Raw genomic sequence first — 22,417 nt, 5'->3', positions numbered from 1 at the left:
GAGGTCTCCTCGGTGGGTGGGTGGATGGTCAGAGCGGGAGGTCGATGACGCCGGTGTGCACCAGATCGACACGCGAGACCTCGGGGCCGATGAACCGGTGGGCGAGGCGCAGGAAGGTGTCGGCGTCCGACCCGGTGGCCTCGTAGTGGATGGTCGGCGGGAGCGGCGAGCGCCGCTCGAGCCCCTGGCCGACGAGCGTGCGGTAGACGTCTTTGGCGGTCTCCGTGTCGCTCGACACGAGCGACACGGACTCGCCCATCACGTACGAGATCGCGCCCTTGAGGAACGGGTAGTGCGTGCAGCCGAGCACCAGGGTGTCGACGTCCGCCTCGCGGAGCGGCTGGAGGTACTCGGCGGTGACCCGCAGCACCTCCTCGCCGCTCGTGACGCCCGCCTCCACGAACTCCACGAAACGCGGGCACGCCTGCGTGAAGAGCTGGAGCGTCGGCGCGGCGGCGAACGCATCCTCGTACGCACGGGAGGCGATGGTGCCGACGGTCCCGATGACCCCGACCCGGCCGGTGCGCGTCGCGGAGACGGCACGGCGGACGGCCGGCTGGATCACCTCGATCACGGGCACGTCGTAGCGCTCGCGCGCATCCCGCAGCATGGCCGACGATGCGGTGTTGCAGGCGATGACGAGCATCTTCACGCCCTGGTCGACCAGGAAGTCGAGCACCTCGAGCGAATAGCGGCGCACGTCGGCGATCGACTTCGGGCCGTACGGGGAGTGCGCGGTGTCCCCGACATACAGCAGGGACTCGTTGGGCAGCTGATCGCGGATCGCCCGGGCGACGGTCAGCCCGCCGACACCCGAGTCGAAGATCCCAATCGGCGCATCCGTCACAGCACTCCAGCCTACCCGTCCCTCCGCGCTGCCCGGCGTGGGTAGGCCCCGGCGTGGGTAGGCTGAGCGGCGTGACCGAGAGAGCCGCGTCCTCCGCCCTGCTGACCGACCGCTACGAGCTCACGATGCTCGACGCCGCGCTCCTCGCCGGGACGCACGACCGCGAATGCGTGTTCGAGGCGTTCACCCGGCGCCTCCCCGCCGGCCGCCGCTACGGCGTGCTCGCCGGCACCGGGCGGCTGCTGGAGCTGATCGAGCAGTTCCGCTTCCAGGACGCCGAGTTGCAGTTCCTGCGCGACAACCGCGTGGTGCGCGACGAGACCATCGACTGGCTCGCCGACTACCGTTTCTCCGGCACCATCCGCGGCTACCGCGAGGGCGAGCTGTTCTTCCCGGGTTCGCCGTTCTTCATCGTGGACGCCCCCTTCGCCGAGGGCGTCATCCTGGAGACCCTGCTGCTGAGCGTGTTCAACTACGACTCGGCCGTCGCCTCGGCCGCCGCCCGGATGGTCGCCGCCGCGGGCGGGCGGCCGCTCGCCGAGATGGGATCCCGCCGCGCGAACGAGCGGTCGGCCGTGGCCGCCGCCCGCGCCGCCTTCATCGCCGGGTTCTCGGCGACCTCCAACCTCGAGGCCGGCCGGACCTGGGGCGTTCCGACGATGGGGACCGCGGCGCACGCCTTCACGCTCCTGCACGACTCCGAAGAGGACGCCTTCCGGGCGCAGGTGAATGCGCTCGGTCCCGGGACGACGCTCCTCGTGGACACCTTCGACGTCGAGAAGGCGATCGAGACCGCCGTGAAGGTGGCCGGTCCGGAGCTCGGCGCTGTGCGACTCGACTCCGGCGACCTGCCGAAGCTGGTGAAGCAGGTGCGCGAGCAGCTCGACTCCCTCGGCGCCGCGAAAACTCGCATCACCGTCACCAACGATCTCGACGAGTTCACGATCGCAGCGCTTGCCGCCTCCCCCGTCGACTCGTACGGGGTCGGGACCTCGGTCGTGACCGGATCGGGGCATCCCGCGTCCGGCATGGTCTACAAGCTCGTCGCGCACCGCAGCGGAGACGGCGGCGAGTGGATCTCCGTCGCGAAGAAGTCGGACGGCAAGGCCAGCATCGGTGGCCGCAAGCACCCGATCCGCCGGCTCGACGCACGCGGGACGGCCGTGGCCGAGGTGGTGCACATCGTCGAGAAGGGCGACACGCCGGACGACAGCGGCCGCGACCTCCTGGTGCCGCTGATCACCGACGGCGAGGTGCACCGCGAGCATCTGGGCGTCGAGGGGACGCGCCGCGCGCGCGACCACCGTGCGCTCGCCATGGCGGAGCTGCCGGACGAGGCGTTCCGCCTGGGCCGCGGCGACCCCGTGCTGCCGACCATCTTCGGTTGAGCCGGACGATCACGGGCGGCGCGGCTACTCGCCCTGCAGGCCTTCGTAGATCTCGCGGCAGGTCGGGCACACCGGGAACTTCTCGGGGTCGCGGTTCGGCGTCCACATCTTGCCGCACAGCGCCTTCACCGGCTTGCCCGTGAGCGCCGACTCGAGGATCTGCTCCTTCTTGACGTAGTGCGAGAAGCGCTCGTGGTCCCCCGGCTCCTGGTTCTGCAGGAGCTCCTCGAGTTCGCGGTCGAGCGTCGTCGCCCCGCCACCGCTCGGCTGGCCGCCCGGCTCGGAGATGCTCGCTTCGTTCATGCCACCAGTTTAGACGCCGCGCGAGTGGATGCGGCCGGGAGTGCGCGAGCCCGCACCTCAGTCGTTGCGGTTCGCGAAGGCCATGATCTCCGGCCCGCGGCGGTCGAACACGCGACCGCCCAGCCAGATCCCGAAGAACAGGGTGGCGAAGCCGATCAGCACGGCGACGACCGGGGCGATCGCCAGCCAGAACGCGTTGACGGTGAGACCGAGGACGAGGAACACCAGCACGGGCGAGGCCAGGATCAGGATCGCGAAGAAGCTGAGCGACTGGACGAGCGCCGCCGATGCACCCGAGGTCTGCGGCTGGGTGAACGCGCTGTCGCCCGGCTTCGTCGCGGGGTACGGGAAGAGCGCCGACGAGATGCTGGACAGGCCGAGGCCGATCACCAGGATCGCGCCGCTGAGCGCCGCCACCGACGGAAGCACCGCCCAGTCGCCGAAGACGACGGTCGTCGCGATGGATCCGACCACCAGGACCGGGATGCCCACCACGACCGGCGGGAACATCCGGCCGGCGCGGTCGGCCATGCCGCGGGTGCCCGAGACGACGTGCAGCCAGATCGCGGTGCTGTCGTAGGCGAGGTCGTTGTGGATGCTCCAGCCGAGGAACAGGCACACCAGCGGGAGCGGCACCAGGGCGATGAAGTGCCACGGGAGCCCGGCGAGCGCCAGGGCGACCACGACCGCGACCGGGATGACCGGGAGGAGGACGATCGACACCCAGTAGCGCGCGTCCCTCCCCCAGTACGTCATCGAGCGCGCGGCGATCGCCGCGGTCGGGCCGCCGGGCAGCCGGTCGAACCAGCCGAGGCCGTGATACGCCTTGGAGCGCTGCTCGCGCTCGGGCGACGCGACGACGTGGGCGACCAGCGCCGTCCAGGCCAGCCAGAGCAGGCCGAGGGTCGCGAGCGCGATGATCAGCTGCAGCACGGCGGCACCCCAGTCGCCCTCCGCGGCGGCACCGGGCGCCGACCACATGGCGCCGAGCGGCGTCCAGGCCAGCCATCCCGCCGCGCCCCCGAGCGCTCCGAGGCCGTCGCGACCCCAGTCGACCGTCACGAGCAGCAGCAGCACGGGGCCGATCAGCACGAGGAGAAGGATGCCGATCACGCCTCCCGCCTCCCGGGAACGACGCGTCGACAGCATCGAGTGCGCGATCGCCGTCGTGACGCGGGAGGCGAGGACGCAGGTGAGCACGACGACGACCGCCGAGATCAGCGCGATCAGCACCGTCCCCGCGTTCTGAGACCAGGTGACGACGGTCGCCCCCGCGCAGATGACGAGCACGAGCGACGGGATGCCGAGCAGCCCGGCGAGCAGCAGACCGGTGGCGAGCACCCGGTTCGGGATGCCGAACAGGGCGAACTCGCGCGGGTCGAGCGTGTCGTCGACGCCGAACAGCAGCGGGAGCAGGGCGAAGCCGGCGAGCACGACCGCGCCGATGACGACCAGCACGCTGTGCGTCGCCGCCACATCGGGGACGAGGCGTGCGGCGACCAGCGAGCCGACGACGATGACGGTGATGAACCCTCCGTAGAGCAGCCCGATCACCAGGCCGAAGACCTGCCACGGGGTCCGCCGGAAGGCGTTGCCCATGATCCGCAGCTTCAGTCCGAGAAACTGTGCAACCACTCCATGCCTTCCGCTGCCTTGCGACCGCCGGCCAGGTCGACGAAGCGCTCCTCGAGCGTCTGCTCGCCGCGCACCTCGTCGATGGTCCCGGAAGCGAGCACCTGCCCGCGGACGATGATCGCGACGCTGTCGCACACGCGCTGGATCATGTCCATGCCATGGCTGGAGACGACGACCGTGCCGCCCGCTGCGGTGTAGCGCTGCAGGATGTCGATGATGTTCGCGGCCGACACCGGGTCGACCGACTCGAACGGCTCGTCCAGCACCAGGAGTCGCGGCGAGTGGATCATCGCGGCGGCGAGGGCGATCTTCTTGGTCATGCCCGCGGAGTAGTCGGCGACCAGACGGTCGAGGGCGTCCTCGATGCCGAAGGCGGCGGCGAGGTCGCCGGTGCGCGCCCGGACGGTCTTGGCGCTCAGACCGCGCAGCGTGCCCGCGTAGCGCAGGAACTGGGCGCCGGTGAGGCGGTCGAACAGCCGGAGCTTGTCCGGAAGCACACCGATGATGTGCTTGGCCCTGACCGGCTCGGCCCAGACGTCGACGCCGTGCACGACGACGCGGCCGGCATCCGGCCGGAGCAGTCCGGTGACGATGGAGAGAGTGGTCGTCTTCCCCGCGCCGTTCGGCCCGACGATGCCGTAGAAGGAGCCTTCCCGGATGTCGAGGCTCACTCCGTCGACGGCGACCGTGTCGCCGTAGCGCTTCTGCACGCCGGTGATCGTGAGTACGGTCGGCCGGGTGTCCACCGGCTCCGGCGCATCGAGCGCGACGGTCGGGGCGGCGCTCGCGGCGGCCGTCTCGGTCTTCGTGCGTGTGGTCTGACGCGGCTTCGCCGCGGTCGTCCGTGTCCGCGGTGCGCGCGTGCTCGTCCCGGCGGCGGCCGCAGCCGTCTTCGCCGGGGCGCGCTTCGCCCGTGGAACGGAGCCTGTCTGGGCCCCGCCCTCCGCGGTCGTCGGCTCTGCGGCCTCCGCCATGGTGTCCCCCCTCTGCGTGTTCCGTTCAGCCGTCTCCGCCGCTTCCGCCGCCCGGTCCTCCTCGGGCTCGGTGCTCTGGGGACGCGCGTGCTCGGAACTCACCCCGCTAACGTACCAACACCCGCGCGCCTGCGTACCCCCCGCACGAGCGTGAGGCGATCGGTCTGCTCCGAAAGTCCTGTGAGGAACATAACGACCCAACAACGACATCCGTCAACCCCTGCCGCCCGTGCCCGTCCCCCGATAGCCTGTGGGAGGCATAACGGGGTGTCTGAACGCGTAAGCGCGGATGAATTCCTGGGTGACCTTCTCCCGGGCGAGGCCGGCGGCGACCGATGAGGGCGCAGCAGACGGCCGGGTTCGCGTAGGACCAAGGAGATGATTGTGACGACCCAGGTAGTGATTCTCGCGGCCGGAATGGGAAGCCGACTCGGACGAAGCCTTCCGAAGCCGCTGACCGAGCTGAACGATGGCCGCACCATCATGCAGCAGCAGTTCGACAACATCCACGCGGCCTTCGGCAAGGACGCCCAGGTGACGATCGTGGTCGGCTACAAGCTGGAGCACATCATCGAGGCGTTCCCCGACGCCCAGTTCGTCTACAACGAGCAGTACGACCAGACCAACACGTCGAAGAGCCTGATGCGCGCCCTCCAGGCGTCCGGTCCCGGCGGTGTCCTCTGGATGAACGGCGACGTGGTCTTCGACCCGGCCGTTCTCGTGCGCGGCGCGGCCATGGTGGCCCGCGACCAGACCTTCGTCACCGTCAACACCTCGTCCGTCGCCGACGAGGAGGTCAAGTACACGACCGGGCCCGAGGGCTACATCCAGGAGCTGTCGAAGACGGTCAAGGGTGGTCTCGGCGAGGCGGTCGGCATCAACTACGTCTCCTCCGGCGACAAGGCCGCCCTGCTCCGCCAGCTGCAGCGCGTCGGCGACCAGGACTACTTCGAGCGCGGCATCGAGCTGGCCATCGAGCAGGACCGCATGCTGGTCGAGCCGGTGGACATCTCCGACCTGTACGCCGTCGAGGTCGACTTCCAGGAGGACCTGGAGCGCGCGAATCTTTTCGTATAGTCGGATGTCGGCGTGAGCTTTCACGCGGCTTCGATCAATACGATGGGTTCTCGTGACCAGTATCCCGACTGAAGTGCGCCCTGCGCAGCGCTCGCCCTTCTCGCGCTACCGGCACTCGCTCTGGCTGCTGACCAAGCGCGATCTCCGCGTGCGCTATTCGACGAGCGTGCTCGGCTATCTGTGGTCGATCCTCGATCCGCTCGTCATGAGCGCGATCTATTGGTTCGTCTTCACGGTCATCTTCAAGCGCGACGTCGGCGAGAACCCGTACATCGTCTTCCTCCTGGCCGCCCTCCTGCCGTGGATGTGGTTCAACGGCGCTGTCTCGGACAGCACGCGGGCGTTCATCCGCGAGGCGAAGCTCATCCGTTCGACGAAGATCCCGCGGACCATCTGGGTCAACCGGATCGTCGCATCCAAGGGCATCGAGTTCCTGCTCTCGCTCCCGGTTCTGGCCTTCTTCGCCATCCTGACGGGTGCCCGGCTCAACGTCGATGTCCTGCTCTTCCCGCTGGCGATCCTCATCCAGACGGTGCTGACGATCGGCGTCGGGCTGATCGTGGCGCCGCTCGTGGTGTTCTTCCGCGACCTGGAGCGCGCGGTGAAGCTGGCGCTGCGCTTCCTCTTCTACGCCTCCCCCATCATCTACAGCGCGCGAGACCTCCCGGGTGGATGCGGCGCCGGTGTCGCCGCGCGCCGCTGTGCCGCCTACCTGACCGAGCATCCCGGCGCGCAGACGGATGTGCTGTTCTCGCTGCACTTCTGGTCGGCGTTCAACCCGCTCACCGGCATCTTCAGTCTCTATCGCTCGGCGTTCTTCGCCGAGGAGCTGGACTGGTTCCTGGTCGGGGTGAGCGCTGCGATGTCTCTCGTGCTGCTGGGGATCGGCTGGCTCGTCTTCAAGCACTTCGAGCGCGACGTCCTGAAGGAGATCTGAGTGCCCCCCGTCATCGCCGTCGAGGGTCTCGGCGTCCGTTTCCGCCGCAATCGCGGCGCCCGCCGCTCGTTCAAGGACCTCTTCTCCACCCGTCAGCGCCGGGTGCGCCCCGACGACTTCTGGGCGCTGCGCAACGTCAGCTTCGACGTGCAGCCGGGCGAGGCGATCGGCGTCGTCGGCCGCAATGGACAGGGCAAGTCGACGCTTCTCAAGCTGGTCGCCGGGGTGATGCTGCCGGACGAGGGGACGGTCACCGTTCGCGACGGCGTCGCCCCGCTGATCGAGATCACCGGCGGGTTCGTGGACGACCTCACGGTGCGCGACAACGTCTATCTGACGGCCGGCCTCCACGGCATGACGCGCTCCCAGATCGACGAGCGGTTCGGCGAGATCATCGACTTCGCCGAGATCGGCGACTTCGTCGACACCCCGTACAAGCACCTGTCGAGCGGCATGAAGGTGCGCATCGCGTTCTCCGTCATCTCGCAGCTGGAGGAGCCGGTGCTCCTCGTCGACGAGGTGCTCGCCGTGGGCGACCGCGGCTTCCGGGAGAAGTGCTACCGGCGGATCGAGGAGTTGCTCGCGGGCGGGCGGACCCTGTTCTTCGTCTCGCACAACGAGAAGGACCTGCGGCGCTTCTGCGAACGCGGCCTGTACCTGGACAAGGGCGCGCTCGTGCTCGACGGCCCGATCGGGGATGTCCTGGAGCTCTACAACTCCGACTACGGCACCTGACGCTGCGGCCTTCTCCACAGGGGCGGAACCGTCCCCAGAAAAGATTTGGGCGGGTTGTCCCCGGAAGTGGTGTTCGTGCCCGATTTCGGGGCGTCGAGCGTCGGAGGGGCTGGTTAGCGTCGTTGCATGAATCGTCTCCGGTTTCTTCGCAGCCCCTCTCCCGCCCCTCGTCCGCGCCGCCTGGCGTACCGTGTCCCGTGGCGGGTCGACCGCTCCACGGCACCCCACTACCGCTTGATCAATGCCGGGCGCGAGACGCTCAGCGGCGTCACTGTGAGCGTCGCCGGAAGCGCGAGTCTGCGGGTCAGCCCGCCCACCTCCGTATCGCCCGGGGAGGCCGTCCGGGCGAGCGTGTCCGGCCGTGAGCCCGCACGCGACACCGTGCTCGTCGTCCGCTGGTTCCCGCCCGACGGCCGCGAGTACCTCTGGCAGATCAGCCTGTGACCCGGGCTCTCCGGGTCGCGCGAGCGGCCCGGAGAGCTCCCGGCGAACGCAGGCATCACCAGCATTTTCTGTGACCAACGCGTGAGGTCCGTGGTTCGGGATGCTCGTGCTCTGGAGCGGAGAGCCGTCCGGCTCTTCACTGTTGACTATGAAGAACCCCGCAGGGACCGCCGCCCTCCTGCTCGGCGAACGCATCCGTCAGGCCCGGGTCCGTCTGGGCCTCAGCCAGGAGGCGATCGCGAGTCTCGCCGCCATGCATGTGACCAACTTCGGCAAGATCGAACGCGGCGGGGCGAACCCGAGCCTCCTGACGATGATGCGCATCGCCGCCGTGCTCGGGACGGACGTGTCCACACTGACCCAGGACATCACGGCCGAACACCTGCCGAGCGACGTTCGCGTCCTGTCGGCCCAGGATTATCTGATCGCACGCGAGGGGAACCCCGGGTCGTCTTGATCAGGAACCGGCCTACACTCTGAGGAGATGGCTAAGAAGCAGCAACCGATCATCTCCGTCACCGGAGGACCGTCGCAGGGCGGGGACACTCCGCGCGCGGTCAACACGACCCTCGACCGCTTCCTCGGCATCCAGCGGCCAGTCGTGGTGGCGCACCTGCGCAGCATCCGCCGCCGCCACCCGGACGCCTCCGCGGAGGAGCTTGCCCGCGTCCTCGAACGGCGGTACCTCGCCGCGGTCACGAGTGGCGGGGCCGCGGTCGGAGCCACGGCCGTCATCCCCGCGATCGGCACCGGCATCACCCTCGCCCTCTCGGGGCTGGAGACGGCGGGCTTCCTCGAGGCGACCGCGCTCTACGCGCAGTCGATGAGCGAGCTGCACGGCATCGCCGTCGACGACCCCGAGCGCGCCAGAGCTCTGGTGCTCACCATGATGCTCGGCAAGGAGGGTTCCGATCTCGTGCGTCAGCTCGCCGGCCAGTTCGGCGGAGGCGGCGTGACCCGCACCGCCTATTGGGGCGAACTGGTCACGTCCACGCTGCCGAGCATGGTCGTCGGCCCCCTGGTCGACCGCCTGAAGAATGTCTTCATCCGCCAGTTCGCCGTACGCGGCGGTGCCAGCATCCTGGCCCGCGCCATCCCGTTCGGCGTCGGCGCCGTCATCGGCGGCACCGGGAACCACATCCTCGGGCGCCGCGTGGTGCAGAATGCGCGTCTCGCCTTCGGTCCTGTCCCGCTGATCATCCCCGAGGTCCTCACGCCGGTGGAGGGCCCTGGTGCGGTCCGCCGCCTCGGCACGGCGACCGGAACCCGGGTCGTTCGGGTCGGGACGGCGCTGCGCGGCGCTCTGCCCCGCGGCGGCCGGCGGAAGCATGAACACGGCGACCCGTCCCGGTCCGATCTGCCGCGCGGCCCGTTCGTCATCGAGGCCGGCGCATCGGAGCCGGCGCCTCGCGGACTCCCGGATGCGGATCGCACGGGCGAGGCTGCGGACGCGGCCGACGGAGACCGGCGCCGAGCGGGCTGACCGCGGCGATCGGCTGAGCGGGGCTCGGCTGATCGGCTGCCTCAGACGATCGGCGGCCGCCCGGCGGCGGTCATCCGCGCGACCGTTCGCCAGCGCAGCGGACGTCGCTCCCCCGGATCGGTGCGCCACCCTTCCGCCCAGCCGCCGAACCACGCGCGCAGGACGGCGGGCTTGCGGAACCAGCGGAGCAGCTGGATCCCCGTCCACGACCCCACGTAGAGCGGAATGAGCACCGCGGGCAGGTTGCGGCGCGCCAGCCACACCCGGTTCCGCGCATTGAGCCGGTAGTAGTACGAGTGCCGGGTCGGCGAGACGGACGGATGCTCGGCCACGAGGTCGCCGGCGTACCAGACCCGCTTCCCCTGATCCCACACCTTCCAGGCCAGGTCGATGCCCTCGTGCGCGTAGAAGAACGGGTCGGCCCACCCGCCGGCCTGCTCGAAGACGGCGCGCGGAAGGACGACGGCCGCCTCCAGCACGGCGAACACGTTGCTGGACCGCTCCGGATCGCCCTTGCGGATGCGCGGGATCCAGCGCCGGGGCGACGGCGTGCCGTCGGGCACCCGGAGCCGGGGCTGCAGCATCCCGATGCCGGGATCGGCGCGGAGCTTGGCGATGGCGTCCGCCAGGAACGTGCGCGAGGGGATGTCGGCGTCGTCGTCGAGGAAGAACAGCCACTCGCCGTGCACCAGCGGAACCCCCGCGTTGCGTCCGGCCGGGATGCCGACGTTCTCGGGCAGAGCGAGCACGTGCACGCCGTCCGGCAGCGCCGGATCGGCCGTCGCCGGATCCCAGCCGTTGCCCACCACGACGATGTCGGTGCCGACGCCCTCCTGGGCGAGCACCGACTCCACACCGCGCCGCAGCTCCACCGGCCGGGCGCCCTGCGTGAGCACCACGACCGCGACCGCGGGCAGCTCAGCCACGGACCCGCCGGGACGCCATGATGGTCACGAAGTGGCCGACAAGCGCGAGGATCGAGAGCGGGACGAGCGCGCACAGCAGGATGCGGTCGGCGAAGGTCGCGCCGATGAACAGGCCGACGATCGAGAACACGAAGATCAGGATGGTGAGCTCCACCGAGTGGTACAGGCGGTGGAACGGGAGGAACTTCGCCGCGCGCCGCAGGGTAGCGATGAGGCCGTGGGTCGGCGCGTACTCCGACTGCGTATCGGCGAGCTTCGGCAGGCCGGCGTTGGCCCGCGCCACCCGCACCATGTCGTTGAGCGCCTTGTTGAGCACGATCACGAGGGCGAGCAGCGTTCCGAGGTTCGTCCAGAGGAAGTCCTCCGGCGTCTCCAGCGGGTAGCCCGCAGCACGGATGCCGAGCGCGATCGCGATCAGGGTCTCGGTCGAATAGTGGCCGACGTTGTCGAGGAAGATGCCCGCGGGCGACGACGTGCGGCGCCAGCGCGCCACTTCGCCGTCGCAGCAGTCCACCAGCATCTGCAGCTGGCCGAGCACGAGGGCGAACGCCGCTCCGGCGATCCCGGGAATGAGCAGCGCCGCCGCGGTCGCCCATCCCGTCAGGATCATCAGGCCCGTCACGCCGTTGGCCGAGATGGACGTCTTGAGCAGCACCCAGGTGAGGTAGGGCGACAGATTGCGGAGGTACAGCGAGGCCGTCCAGTGCTCGGCGTTGCGGCGTCCGCGCACCTCCGGGGGCTGCGCGACAGCCTTCAGTTCGGCGATCGAGGACGGACGGGCGCCGTGCGCCGCAGGTCCGGGTGCGGTCATGCCTACCTTCCCGTGTGGGACGTGATGTTCCGGGTGAGCGACAGGTATCCGAGGATGAAGCCGATCCCCCAGCTGAAGTGGATGCAGGGCAAGACTACGAGAAACCACAGGAACGGGCGAAAACCGTCGCGCCGGCCCCACAGCAGCGCGGAGACCACGACGATCACGACGTACAGCGCCGGGACGGCGAAGCCCCAGAGCAGCCACGGAGCCGCGCCCAGGGCCGCCTGGACGATGCCGGCGAGGCCGAGCAGCGTGCCGATGCCGACACCCAGCACCATCACCGGCGGAGCGAAGTAGCGCAGCCCGTTCGAGGCCGGGAAGCGGCGGGCGAGCTCGCCGCGCCAGATGCCGGTGGAGAAGAACTGGCGAGCCAGCCGGTAGAGGTTCGGGCGCGGTCGGTAGGTGACCTTCAGCCGCGGCGTGAACCACACCGTCCCGCCGGTGGTGCGGAGTCGCCGGTTGAGCTCCCAGTCCTGACCGCGCTTGATCTCCTCGTCGAAGAGGCCGACCTCGATCAGCCGATCGCGGCGGAAGACGCCGAGGTACACGGTCTCGGCCGGGCCGGCCTCGCCGCCGACGTGCAGCTTCGTCCCGCCGAGGCCGACGCGGCTGCCGTACGCACGGGCGACGGCGCGCTCGAAGTCGGTGGTTCCCTGCGCATCCATCAGCCCGCCGACGTTGTCGGCGCCCGTCTCCAGGATCGTCTCGACGGCGACCCTGGCGTAGTCGGGCGGCAGGACGCTGTGGGCGTCGACCCGGATCACGATCGGGTACTGCGACTCGCGGATGGCGAGGTTCAGCCCCGCAGGCGTCGAGCCCACCACGTTGTCGACGACCCGGATGCGGTCGTCGACCGCAGCGAGCTCCTCGACCAGCTGGGTGGTGCCGTCCATGCTCGGCCCGAGGGCGATGGTGACCTCGAACGGGCCGGCGTAGTCCTGCGCCAGGAGGCTGTCGACGGCGGCCCGCACGTGGGTCACCTCGTTGAGCACGGGCATCACGTACGAGACACCGGGGAGGGTGTTCACGATGTCGTCCGGCATCTGGTCCTTCGCTGTAGCGGGTCGGCGTCGAGCCTATCAGCCGGGCCTGCCGCGGAGCCGGGAGACGGATGGGCGCAGAAGGGCCGCCCCGCGGTCGCGGGACGGCCCTTCCGTGCGTGCTCGATCACTCCGCCGGGAGGGACCCCAGCGTGACGGTCGCGGTCTTCGTCTGGCCGTCGCGGATGTAGGTGACGTCCACCTTCGAGCCGGCCGCGTGCGCCCGGACCTGAGCGGTCAGGTCGGTCGCGTCGGTGATCGGGGTGCCGTCGAGGTTCACCACGATGTCGCCGGCCTGGAGGCCCGCTCCGGCCGCGGCGCCGCCGCCGGTGACGCTCTTGATCAGGGCGCCGACGGTCGTCGCCTTGCTGTCCGTGCTCGCGTCGGTGACCGACGCGCCCAGGAGGCCGTGCGAGGCGGAGCCGTTCTTGATGATCTCGTCGGAGATGCGCTTGGCGAGGTTGGACGGGATGGCGAAGCCGACGCCGATGCTGCCGGACTGCGAGCCGTCGGAGCTCGACCCGCCCGCGCTGGCGATGGCGACGTTGACGCCGATCAGTTCACCCTTGCTGTTGAGCAGCGCACCGCCGGAGTTGCCCGGGTTGATGGACGCGTCGGTCTGGATGACCGGGAGCGAGATCGTTCCGGAGCTCTGCTGTTGCTGCTGCTGCTGACCGCCCTGGCCGGGGAAGTCGAAGTTGAACGGGTTCTGGCTGCCGCCACCGTTGTTGGAGTCGTCCTTCGGAGCGGCCGACGAGGCGATGCTGATGCTGCGGTTGAGCGCGCTGACGATGCCGTCGGTGACCGTGCCGGAGAGGCCGAGCGGCGCGCCGATGGCGACCGTCGTGTTGCCGACGTTGAGCTTGCTCGAGTCGCCCCAGCTGATCGGGGTGAGGCCCGACGCCTTGTCCAGCTTGATGACGGCGAGGTCGGTGGTCGGGTCTGTGCCGACGACCTTGGCCGTGTAGATCTTGCCGTCGTTGTCGGTGACCGTCACGTTCACGTTGGCCGCCTGGCCGTCGAGCGTCACGACGTGCGTGTTGGTGAGCACGTAGCCATCGGAGGTCAGGACGATGCCGGAGCCGGTTCCGCCGGAGCTGGATGCGCTCACCGAGATGGTGACGACGCTCGGGGATGCCTTGGCGGCGACCGCGGTGATGGTGCTGGCGTCGTTGGCGTCGTTCACGGTGATGTTCTGCGGGCCGGAGACGGTCTTGATGGTCGCGTTGCCTCCGTTGGTGGCGGCGTAGATGCCGACGCCCGCTCCGGCGCCGGCGATGCCGCCGACGAGTGCGCCGATGGCCAGCGTCGCGATGATCAGGCCGGTGCTGCCGCGCTTGGCGGGCTTCGCCGGGGCCGTGGCGGTGGGGGCGCCCGGTGCGCCCGCGTAGCCCTGCTGGTGGGCGTTGGGAGCGTAGGGCGGCTGCTGCGGCTGCTGGCCGTATCCTGCGGGCTGGCCGAAGGCGCCGTTGCCGTAGTGCGGCTGCTGCTGGCCGTACGGCTGACCGTAGGGCTGGGGCTGCGTGGGCTGGGTCTGGTGCTGCGGGGCGGCGGTCGGCTGCGGAACGGTCGGCTGCGCGGCGGTCGGCTGCGGCACCGTCGGCTGCGCGCCGGGGTCGCCCGCGGTGTGCGCCGCCGGAGCGGTCCAGCCTGCGCCGGACGCAGGCTGCTGCGTCGCGGGTGCCTGCTCCGCGGGAGCCGTCGGGGCCGCGGGGGCCGCCGCGGGGGTCTCGGTCTGGGCCGCGGGGGCCGCTGCCTCGGTGTGCTCGGTGTTCTCAGTGCCGGCAGCATCCACGACCGCGTCGGTGTCGGCGTCGTGCTGGGGCTTCGCGGGCTCCGGGGTGTTCGGGGTGTCGGTCATGGTGTGTTGCTCCTTCCAAGCACAGACAGCTTGGGATGCGAACCTGGGCGTTCTATTTGCCGTTGCTGTGGGCGACCTTCTGCCTGTCGATGACTCTCCCCAACGTACCCAATGGGTTGGATGCGAGTAAGGCCGTAGCGTTGTCCTATGACGATCACGGGAGGCTGGCGGCGCGCCGCCGCTGGTGCAGGGCTGCTCGGGGCGGACGGCTCCGTGCGGCCGACGATCTTCGCCGAGATGAGTGCGCTGGCGGCACGCACGGGGGCGATCAACCTCGGTCAGGGTTTCCCGGACGAGGACGGCCCCGCCGCCGTGCTGGATGCCGCGGTGGCCGCCATCCGCGCCGGCGAGAACCAGTATCCGCCCGGGATGGGCATCGCCGACCTGCGTCTGGCCGTCGCAGAGCACCAGAAGCGCTTCTACGGTCTCGACCTCGACCCGGACCGCGAGGTGCTCATCACCGCGGGGGCGACGGAGGCCATCGCAGCGACGTTGCTCGCCCTGCTCGAACCGGGCGACGAGGTGGTCACCTTCGAGCCCTACTACGACGAGTACGGCGCCGTGATCGCCCTGGCGGGCGGCGTCCACCGCACCGTGCCGCTGGAGCCCCCGGCGTTCCGGCCGGACCTCGACCGGCTGCGCGAGACGGTGACCGACCGCACGCGCGCCATCCTCGTGAACACGCCGCACAATCCAACGGGAACGGTGCTCGACCGCGAGACGCTCACGACCGTCGTCGAGCTGGCCGAACGGCACGACGCTGTGATCATCACCGACTCCGTCTACGAGCACCTCACGTTCGGGCCGGAGCACATCCCCCTCGAGTCCCTGCCGGGCGCACGCGAGCGCACCATCGCGATCTCGTCCGGCGGGAAGACCTTCAACACGACCGGATGGAAGGTCGGCTGGCTGACGGCGCCTCCCGAGCTCGTCACCGCCGTCCTCGCCGTGAAGCAGTTCCTCACCTACGTGAACGGGGCGCCGTTCCAGCCGGCGATCGCGGCGGGACTCCGGCTGCCGGACGCCTACTTCACCGGCATCGCCGACGCTCTCGCCCACAAGCGCGACGTGCTCTCCGCCGGGCTCTCGGCGGCCGGCTTCGGCGTCTTCCCCTCGGACGGGACCTACTTCGTTGTCGCCGACGCAGCGCCGCTCGGCTTCCCCGAGGGCGTCGAGCTGTGCCGGCGGCTGCCGGAGCTCGCCGGTGTCGTCGCCGTGCCGCTCGGCGCGTTCAGCCGGGGCGAGTACGCGGCGCGCACCGCATCCCTGGTCCGGTTCGCGTTCTGCAAGCGGATGGAGGTGCTCGAGGAGGCGGCACGGCGGCTCGCGGCGCTGGCTCCCTGAACCGCGGCTCCGGCCCCGTGAACCGCTGAGCCGTCCGCCCGCGTCAGCGCGCCGTCACTGGCGGCGCTCGCCCGCGAACAGGTGCGCGGCCCGCAGCCGGCCGCCGATGTCGGCGACGCACTGCTCGAACACGGCCGTGGCCTTCGAGGCGCCGATCGCCCCTCCGCTCACCGCCGCGCCCACCTGGTCGCGCGACAGCCGGGCGACCAGGCCTCCCTGCTGATCGGTCAGGAAGCGCAGCAGGAAGGTGATCCGCAGCTGCGACCCGGACAGACCGCCGAAGAGCACGGTCATGGCGGTGCTCCCCCGCTGCACGGCGAACGCACCGTCGGGCGCGGGCGTCACCGCGAAGCCTTGCGCGCGCAGGGCGTCGACGACGATGCCGCGGCCCTGCTCCGGGTCGCCGACGAGGAAGAAGTCGTGCGTCGTCGCCATCAGAGCGGCGTCACCCGGTAACGGCGGAGAGCGAGGGCGGGGTTGCGCTCCCGCACCTCGCGCACCCGTGCGGTCGACACCTCCGCGACGGCGACACCGGTGGTGTCGCCGAGACCGGCCAGGGTGACGCCCATCGGATCGAGGATCGCACTCGAGCCGACGCCGATCGACGGCGGATGGTCCGCCGCCGCGACGTACAGGGTGTTCTCGATGGCGCGCGCCGCGAGCAGCGTCGACCAGTGGAACTCCTTCAGCGGACCGCGCACCCACTCGGCGGGCACCGCCACCAGCTGGGCGCCCGCGTCGGCCAGGCGCCGCGTCACCTCCGGGAAGCGCAGGTCGTAGCACGTCTGCAGGCCGACGGTCACGCCGTCCACCGCGAACGTCTGCGGCTCGTCCAGCTCGCCGGGCACGACCCAGTCCGACTCCTTCGCACCGAACGCGTCGTAGAGGTGCTGCTTGCGGTAGGTCGCCAGCACGTCGCCGGACGGCCCCACCGCGACGAGGGTGTTCGAGAACCGATGCGACTGGTCCGTGCGCTCGACGAGCCCCGCCACCACGAACAGCCCGTGCTCGCGTGCCGCAGCGGTCAGCGCCCCGACGAACTCGCCGTCGAGCGGCTCGGCGTTGCGGGCGAACGACGGCCCGAGCGGATCGGTGAAGTAGGAGGCGTACTCGGGCAGGACGACGAGGCGGGCGCCGCGGGAGGCGGCGACGGCGATCAGCCCGGTCGCCGTGTCCCGGTTGCGCACCCGGTCGTCTCCTGGTGCGAACTGGGCGACGGCGACGGCGACGGCGATCGTGCTGTCGTCGATCGTGAGCTCTGCCGGCCGGTCGGTCACGGCGTCACCTCCACACGCGGGATGGCGCCGGTCACGGCCGCCGGCGTCTCGACGGGCAGGACGATGCTGATCGAGGTGCCCACCCCCTCCTCGCTGGCGATGTCGAGGCGGCCGCCGTGGGCGGTCACGATCGCCTTCGTGATGGTGAGGCCGAGCCCGACGCCCGGCACCGCGTTGCGGGTCGCGGTGGATGCGCGGAAGAAGCGCTGCGAGAGCTGGCTGAGCTCGACGGCCGGGATACCGATGCCGGTGTCGGTCACGGCGATCACGGCCTGGGAGCCGTCCGAGCGCAGAGCCACCGTGACGGTGCCGCCGGAGGGCGTGAACTTGAGCGCGTTCGAGACCAGGTTGTCGACCGCCTGACCGAGCCGCAGGGTGTCCCCGCGCACGGCCACCGTGTGATCGGGCACCTCGGCGACGAGCGTCACCCCGGCGTTGGCGGCGGCCGGGCGGGCCGACTCCACCGACGCGGACACGACGCTGCTGAGCTCGACGTCCTTGATGTCGAGCGGGAAGCGTCCGGACTCCACCTGCGCGGTGAACAGCAGGTCGCCGACGAGGCGGAGCAGCCGGTGCGCGTTGCGCTCGGCGACCGCCAGGTATTGCAGCTGCTCCTCCGACAGCGGATCCTCGTCGTCGTCGCGCAGCAGCTCCAGATACCCGAGGATCGAGCTGAGCGGCGTCCGCAGCTCGTGCGAGATGAGGCCGACGAACTCGTCCTTGAGGCGGGCGAACTCGCGCGCCTCCGTCATGTCCGTCGCCACGAAGATGAACCCGACCCGGTGGCCGTTCTCGTCGAGGCGCGGGGTCGCCGCCACCTGCACGACGACACGCTTGCCGTCCGGGCGCACGTACGTCCAGTCGCGGACGTCGGCGGAGCCGGCACGGACCGTGTCCACCAGGGCGGAGAACTCGTCGGTGGTCGCGACCGTCGTGAACCGCGCATCCATGTCCTGCAGCCGCTCCGCCAGCTCCGACGGGAGGTGGAAGTCGGTGATGTGGTGCCTGCCGTCGAGAACCTGCTTCTCGGTCAGGCCGAGCATCTTCTCGGCGCCGGGGTTCCACACATCGATGAGGCCGTCCAGGTCGGTGCCGATGACCGACTGCTCGGTCACCGCGTTCCAGATGCTCTGGATGAGGCGGTTCGCCGTCTTCAGCCGCGCCTCGTTGAGCACCAGCTCGTCCTGCGCGGTGACCGCCTGCGCCAGCAGTGTCTCCTGCCGCTCGCCCGCCTCCCGCGCCGCAGCGAGCTGGACCCGCATCCGGTGGGCGAGCTCGTTGATCACGATGGCGACGATCAGGTAGATCACCGGGGAGAAGAACGCCCGGACGACGTCGCCGACGGACCGCGTGGCCCCGTCGACCACCAGGGGCGCCAGGAGGACGACGAAGGTCGTGAGCGACGCGATCACGATGTTGATCCGCCCCTCCTCGGAGGCGATCCAGACGAACGGAAGCAGGGTCAGAACGACGAACGGCGACGCCGACGACCCCGTCCCGAGCCGGAGCAGCCCGACCGCGAGCAGGGACAGCGTCGGCACGACCACGGCCCACTCCGGCGCGAACCGTCGCCAGGGCACCACGAGCGAAAGGACCGACGCGACGGCCACGAGCACGACACCGGCCACGAACTCGGAGGTGTTGGTGATCGGCACGCCGTTCGGCAGCACGGCGATCACCACGGCGATCCCGAAGCCGACGATTGTCGGCACCTGCTTCATGAAGGCGGACGGCGAGTCGAGCGGCAGCCGGCTGAGCCAGCGGTCGAGGGTCATGCCGGCTCCTCCAGATCGAGCATCTCCCGGATGCGGGTCGACAGAACCCGCGGGCTGAACGGCTTGACGATGAAGCTGTCCGACCGGTCGGCGACGACCCCGTGGTCGGTGAGCAGCTGGACGGACGCGGACACCATCAGGATGAGCGTCGAGCGGGTGAGGTCGTCCGCGCGGATCGCCTCGGCCACCTCCACGCCGTTGAGCCCGGGCATCGAGATGTCGAGGACCGCGAGGTCGATCCCGCCCGCCTGGACGGCCGCGAGGGCGGCGGAGCCGTTGTCCACGGCCGCGACGATCTCCACCCCTGCACGGTTGGCGGCGATGGTCATCAGGCCGCGGATGTCGTCGTCGTCGTCCGCGATCACGACGCGCTTCTGGCGTTCAGACATGGAGGAACACCGTCCGGACGACCACGATCGCGGCGAGGACCAGGAGGGCGATGCCGCCATAGACGGGGAGGCGGTACTCCCAGCGGCGGTCGCGCTCCAGTTCGTCCTGGATGCGCTCGCGAAGCTCTTCGGGGAGTTCGGAGGGCGGTTCTGCGGAGTGTCGGGCAGTGTTCACCGTGCGTCCTCACGTTCTGCGGCCGGCCGTTCTGCGGCCGGCCGTTCTGCGGCCGGCCGTTCTGCGACCGCTCGATCCGCGGCCTCGGCGAGCAGGGCGGGGACGCGCTCGTAGCGTCCCACGTCCGTGGCGACATGGCTGTCGGTGGAGGCGACGATGCGGGCGCCGGCGTCCAGCAGCGCCGCGATGGCGTCCGGGCCCGGGCAGTTCCACTTCTCGTTGACTTCGACGATGGTCCCGGTCGCCGCGGCGGCCTGGGCCCAGGCCAGGAGGCGCTCCTCGCCGAGCCGAGCCTCGTCGAGGCCGACCTTCGGCAGGATCGAGAACCAGTGCGCCAGCTGCGCGTGCGGCGTGCGCTCCATGGCGCGGATGCTGCCCTCGATGAGCAGGTCGAGCGCATCGTCGACCGCCAGGCCGGCATCGAGCCGCTCGCGCGTCGCGGTGGGCGACCACGGGCCGTCGGTCCCCGGGAACTGGTGGTCGCCGATCACGACCGCATCGACGCCCCCGGGCCCGACGACCAGCCCGGAAGGAGTGTCGACGGCGCCGGACGCGTGCAGCAGCTTGGCCTCCACCCCGGTCAGGACGGTCAGCCCGTCGGGCACCGGCTCCGCCGCGACGGCGGAGAGGAATTCCGGCACCCAGGCGGTCGAGGCGCGCACGTGGTCGGTGAGGCGGATGGTCCGGAGCCCGACAGCGGACGCGGCGGCGATGTTCTCCGCGAGCGTGCTGCGGGCGTCGTCCGAGAACGTCGAGTGGACGTGGAAGTCGCCGTGGAGCAGAGCGGGCAGCCGGCCCGCCTCCGTCCCGCTCACTCCTCCAGGCCCTCCGCGTGCGCCGCGTTCTCGGAGACGAGCACGTCGGCGGGGGCCAGGAAGACGTCCTCCAGGAAGCGCACGTTCGCGAGCTCCTCGAAGTCGACCGCCGACGGCACGGGCCGGCCGAGCACCAGGTCGAGCAGGAGGGACGGCATGTCGACGCCCGCCGCGATCGTCAGCGGCATGGCACCGGGGAAGCGCGGATTCACCTCGAGGAGCGCCGGGGTTCCCTCGGAGCTGTAGCGCAGCTGCACGTTCGCGACGCCGGTCAGACCGATCGCGCGGGCCACCGCGGCCGCGGTGTCCGAGAGCTCCGGCCGCCGTACCGTGCGCCCGGCGATCGAGACGCCGGAGTCGACCCGCTCCCGCGACCGCGGGACCGCCGCGATGACGCCGCCGTCGAGCCCGGCGAGCACGTCGACGGAGAACTCCTCGCCCGGCAGGTTCTCCTGGATGATGATGCTCTCGTCGGTGCCGAGCGCCTCCAGGGTGCCGCGGTCCGCGATGAGACGGACACCGCGGGATCCGGCGCCGCTGCGCGGCTTGATGATGACCGGGAAGGTCCAGTCGGCGCCGATCCCCTCCGCGTTCAGCAGCCGCGTGACCGGGACGCGCGCCTGGTCGCCGACCCGCTGGACCAGGGCGAACTTGTCGAGGCAGGTGACCAGCGTGTCGTGCGACGGCGCGGCCAGCTTCGTCCCGACCGCCTCCAGCTCGTCGCGGCGAGCGGCGAGCCCGGGGAGCTCGACGTCGACCGTCGAGAAGAGCACGTCGATGCCGTCGGCCCGGCTCATCGCGATGAGCGCGTCGACGAAGCCGTCCGACCGCCCGGGCGGCACGATCCGCCTGCGCCCCTCCTCCACCAGGTACAGACCGCTGGCCCATCCGTCCATGTCGGCGGCGTAGACGTCGACGTCGTCCCGGGCGAGCAGCGAGCGGATCACCGCGACGCCGGCGGGGCCGCCTGCTCCCGTCACCAGGACGCGGGTACGGGGGGAATCGGTCATTCAGCGGTCCTGTTCAGTCGGTTCCCGGCGATGCGGGCGTCGGAGTGGATGGCGGAGGCAGGCACCGAGATGTCGGCGGTGTCGCGCATCACCTCGAGGGGCTCGCAGTTCTTTCCGCCGCCGAAGCGCGACCAGTAGCGGGCCGTCGCGAGCACGAAGTCGGGCTCGAGGTAGCCGCGCAATTCGGTCTGCGAGCGGAAGCAGTCGAGGAGCTGGAGCTTGGTGTCGGTGAACCCGTCGATCGGGACGAAGCGGGTGGGCCGGAAGTCGATGGTGGCGGACGGGCTCTGGTAGCAGCACACGGTGCGCACGGAACGGGTGGCGACGTTGGTCGCGGCGTGCACCGCCCGGTGGTCCTGGTGCCGGTCGTGGGACGAGTGCGTGTAGACGATGTCCGGCTGGATCTCGGCGACGACGCGCTCGATGATCCCGACCGTCGGGTCGGCCGCCGAGATGTGGGTGTCCTCGAGGTCTTCGAGGAACAGCCGGGCGCCCAGCAGTTCGGCGGACGCGAGGGACTCGTGCTGGCGGTCGTTGGCGTCCCCGCCGCGGGCGCCCCGCGACAGGGTCAGGATGACGACCTCGTTCCCCGCATCGCGGTGGGCGGCGAGGATGCCGCCGACGCCGATCTCGACGTCGTCCGGGTGCGCGCCGACGGCGAGCACCACCTGGCGGCGGGCGGCAGCGCGCTTGATCCGCCCCTCGGCGGCGAGCCGGTTCACGATCGCGACCAGCTCAGCCGACGCGACGGGCTTGCTCAGGAACTCGTCGGCCTGCGCCCGGAGTGCGGAGACCGCGTAGTCGACCGAGACGTGCGCGGTCATCACGACGACCGGCATCCCCGGATACTCGGCGCGGAGCTCCTTGAGCAGGTCGAGGCCGGTGATGCCGGGCATCTCGATGTCGGTGATGACGAGGTCCGGTTCGAACTCGGCGATCCTGGCCAGGGCGACGGACGGGTCCGTGACCGCGATGGCGACCGCATCGGCTCGCTTCTCCAGCACGGTCTTCATGAAGAAGGCCACGTCCGGGTCGTCCTCGACCACGACCACCCGGTACTTCGTCACGACACTCGCCATCGCATCCCCTATCTCGGATCGACTCTAGTAGGACGGCCGGTCCACAGGACAGGACGCGCCCGGGCGGGTGTTCGCGATTTCCCACCCCT

The 22,417-nt window shown here is 70.7% G+C and carries 24 protein-coding genes; 8 read left to right on the top strand and 16 right to left on the bottom strand.

The annotated features are described in order from the left end of the window. Positions 1-28: 28 nt before the first annotated feature. On the bottom strand, positions 29-847 hold the full coding sequence (murI, locus tag BJ963_RS02845) for a glutamate racemase (RefSeq protein ID WP_089912157.1): 819 nt from the start codon (positions 845-847) through the stop codon (positions 29-31). A gap of 71 nt (positions 848-918) precedes the next feature. Here murI and BJ963_RS02840 point away from each other — a divergent pair, with 71 nt between their 5' ends. After that, positions 919-2,235 carry a nicotinate phosphoribosyltransferase gene (locus BJ963_RS02840; RefSeq protein WP_179454470.1) on the top strand — a complete coding sequence of 439 codons (1,317 nt, stop codon included), beginning with the start codon at positions 919-921 and terminating at the stop codon, positions 2,233-2,235. Between the two features lie 24 nt (positions 2,236-2,259). On the opposite strand, the gene BJ963_RS02835 is transcribed toward BJ963_RS02840, so the two are convergent. The 3 genes from BJ963_RS02835 to BJ963_RS02825 are packed head-to-tail and all read right to left on the bottom strand — an operon-like array spanning position 2,260 to position 5,147. Then, a complete protein-coding gene (locus BJ963_RS02835; protein WP_018190512.1) occupies positions 2,260-2,538 on the bottom strand; it encodes a DUF3039 domain-containing protein in 279 nt (92 codons plus the stop codon). Positions 2,539-2,595: 57 nt separating this feature from the next. Beyond that, complete coding sequence (locus tag BJ963_RS02830) at positions 2,596-4,173, bottom strand: hypothetical protein (protein WP_343037217.1); 1,578 nt, start codon at positions 4,171-4,173, stop codon at positions 2,596-2,598. Continuing rightward, the gene (locus BJ963_RS02825; protein WP_089912167.1) at positions 4,149-5,147 is read right to left on the bottom strand and encodes an ABC transporter ATP-binding protein; all 999 of its coding nucleotides are present in this window, start codon (positions 5,145-5,147) and stop codon (positions 4,149-4,151) included. The genes BJ963_RS02830 and BJ963_RS02825 overlap by 25 nt, the downstream gene beginning before the upstream one ends. A gap of 384 nt (positions 5,148-5,531) precedes the next feature. Here BJ963_RS02825 and BJ963_RS02820 point away from each other — a divergent pair, with 384 nt between their 5' ends. From BJ963_RS02820 to BJ963_RS02795, 6 genes are all read left to right on the top strand, one after another. Further along, positions 5,532-6,224 (top strand): phosphocholine cytidylyltransferase family protein, encoded by a 693-nt coding sequence (locus BJ963_RS02820; RefSeq protein ID WP_089912169.1) that lies wholly within the window; start codon positions 5,532-5,534, stop codon positions 6,222-6,224. 73 nt (positions 6,225-6,297) lie between these two features. Continuing rightward, the gene (locus BJ963_RS02815; RefSeq protein WP_179458005.1) at positions 6,298-7,161 is read left to right on the top strand and encodes an ABC transporter permease; all 864 of its coding nucleotides are present in this window, start codon (positions 6,298-6,300) and stop codon (positions 7,159-7,161) included. Next, the gene (locus tag BJ963_RS02810; RefSeq protein WP_089912175.1) at positions 7,162-7,896 is read left to right on the top strand and encodes an ABC transporter ATP-binding protein; all 735 of its coding nucleotides are present in this window, start codon (positions 7,162-7,164) and stop codon (positions 7,894-7,896) included. A 126-nt stretch (positions 7,897-8,022) separates the two neighbouring features. Further along, the gene (locus tag BJ963_RS02805) at positions 8,023-8,340 is read left to right on the top strand and encodes a hypothetical protein (RefSeq protein WP_231946785.1); all 318 of its coding nucleotides are present in this window, start codon (positions 8,023-8,025) and stop codon (positions 8,338-8,340) included. 148 nt (positions 8,341-8,488) lie between these two features. After that, positions 8,489-8,797, top strand: a complete 309-nt coding sequence (locus BJ963_RS02800) for a helix-turn-helix domain-containing protein (protein ID WP_179454468.1) — start codon at positions 8,489-8,491, stop codon at positions 8,795-8,797. 27 nt (positions 8,798-8,824) lie between these two features. Continuing rightward, on the top strand, positions 8,825-9,823 hold the full coding sequence (locus BJ963_RS02795; RefSeq protein WP_246297977.1) for a hypothetical protein: 999 nt from the start codon (positions 8,825-8,827) through the stop codon (positions 9,821-9,823). Between the two features lie 41 nt (positions 9,824-9,864). On the opposite strand, the gene BJ963_RS02790 is transcribed toward BJ963_RS02795, so the two are convergent. The 4 genes from BJ963_RS02790 to BJ963_RS02775 form a co-directional block, all read right to left on the bottom strand. Further along, complete coding sequence (locus BJ963_RS02790; RefSeq protein WP_179454466.1) at positions 9,865-10,749, bottom strand: glycosyltransferase; 885 nt, start codon at positions 10,747-10,749, stop codon at positions 9,865-9,867. Continuing rightward, positions 10,742-11,560 carry a CDP-alcohol phosphatidyltransferase family protein gene (locus BJ963_RS02785; RefSeq protein WP_179454464.1) on the bottom strand — a complete coding sequence of 273 codons (819 nt, stop codon included), beginning with the start codon at positions 11,558-11,560 and terminating at the stop codon, positions 10,742-10,744. Before BJ963_RS02785 ends, BJ963_RS02790 begins: the two co-directional genes overlap by 8 nt. 2 nt (positions 11,561-11,562) lie before the next feature. Continuing rightward, positions 11,563-12,606 carry a glycosyltransferase family 2 protein gene (locus BJ963_RS02780; protein WP_089912185.1) on the bottom strand — a complete coding sequence of 348 codons (1,044 nt, stop codon included), beginning with the start codon at positions 12,604-12,606 and terminating at the stop codon, positions 11,563-11,565. 124 nt (positions 12,607-12,730) lie between these two features. Then, positions 12,731-14,464: a S1C family serine protease gene (locus BJ963_RS02775; RefSeq protein ID WP_179454463.1), complete on the bottom strand. Its 1,734-nt coding sequence runs from the start codon at positions 14,462-14,464 to the stop codon at positions 12,731-12,733. A gap of 147 nt (positions 14,465-14,611) precedes the next feature. Between BJ963_RS02775 and BJ963_RS02770 the strand changes: the two genes are divergently transcribed. After that, positions 14,612-15,808, top strand: a complete 1,197-nt coding sequence (locus BJ963_RS02770; protein WP_179454461.1) for a pyridoxal phosphate-dependent aminotransferase — start codon at positions 14,612-14,614, stop codon at positions 15,806-15,808. A gap of 54 nt (positions 15,809-15,862) precedes the next feature. On the opposite strand, the gene BJ963_RS02765 is transcribed toward BJ963_RS02770, so the two are convergent. Genes BJ963_RS02765 through BJ963_RS02730 form a run of 8 tightly spaced genes read right to left on the bottom strand, consistent with a single transcriptional unit; the run spans position 15,863 to position 22,328 of the window. After that, positions 15,863-16,243 carry a hypothetical protein gene (locus tag BJ963_RS02765; RefSeq protein ID WP_179454459.1) on the bottom strand — a complete coding sequence of 127 codons (381 nt, stop codon included), beginning with the start codon at positions 16,241-16,243 and terminating at the stop codon, positions 15,863-15,865. Beyond that, positions 16,243-17,085: a nitrilase-related carbon-nitrogen hydrolase gene (locus BJ963_RS02760; RefSeq protein WP_179454457.1), complete on the bottom strand. Its 843-nt coding sequence runs from the start codon at positions 17,083-17,085 to the stop codon at positions 16,243-16,245. Before BJ963_RS02760 ends, BJ963_RS02765 begins: the two co-directional genes overlap by 1 nt. Next, positions 17,082-18,860 (bottom strand): sensor histidine kinase, encoded by a 1,779-nt coding sequence (locus BJ963_RS02755; protein WP_179454455.1) that lies wholly within the window; start codon positions 18,858-18,860, stop codon positions 17,082-17,084. The genes BJ963_RS02760 and BJ963_RS02755 overlap by 4 nt, the downstream gene beginning before the upstream one ends. Next, on the bottom strand, positions 18,857-19,249 hold the full coding sequence (locus BJ963_RS02750) for a response regulator (RefSeq protein ID WP_179454453.1): 393 nt from the start codon (positions 19,247-19,249) through the stop codon (positions 18,857-18,859). Before BJ963_RS02750 ends, BJ963_RS02755 begins: the two co-directional genes overlap by 4 nt. Continuing rightward, complete coding sequence (locus BJ963_RS02745) at positions 19,242-19,424, bottom strand: hypothetical protein (protein WP_179454451.1); 183 nt, start codon at positions 19,422-19,424, stop codon at positions 19,242-19,244. Before BJ963_RS02745 ends, BJ963_RS02750 begins: the two co-directional genes overlap by 8 nt. Continuing rightward, on the bottom strand, positions 19,421-20,239 hold the full coding sequence (locus BJ963_RS02740) for a PHP domain-containing protein (protein ID WP_343037216.1): 819 nt from the start codon (positions 20,237-20,239) through the stop codon (positions 19,421-19,423). The genes BJ963_RS02745 and BJ963_RS02740 overlap by 4 nt, the downstream gene beginning before the upstream one ends. Then, complete coding sequence (locus BJ963_RS02735; RefSeq protein WP_179454449.1) at positions 20,236-21,249, bottom strand: ATP-grasp domain-containing protein; 1,014 nt, start codon at positions 21,247-21,249, stop codon at positions 20,236-20,238. Before BJ963_RS02735 ends, BJ963_RS02740 begins: the two co-directional genes overlap by 4 nt. Continuing rightward, positions 21,246-22,328 carry a response regulator gene (locus tag BJ963_RS02730; RefSeq protein WP_089912213.1) on the bottom strand — a complete coding sequence of 361 codons (1,083 nt, stop codon included), beginning with the start codon at positions 22,326-22,328 and terminating at the stop codon, positions 21,246-21,248. Before BJ963_RS02730 ends, BJ963_RS02735 begins: the two co-directional genes overlap by 4 nt. Between the last annotated feature and the right edge of the window lie 89 nt (positions 22,329-22,417).

This window comes from Leifsonia soli, assembly GCF_013408745.1.
Taxonomy (GTDB): domain Bacteria; phylum Actinomycetota; class Actinomycetes; order Actinomycetales; family Microbacteriaceae; genus Leifsonia; species Leifsonia soli.
This window is presented reverse-complemented; position numbering and strand designations above follow the sequence as displayed.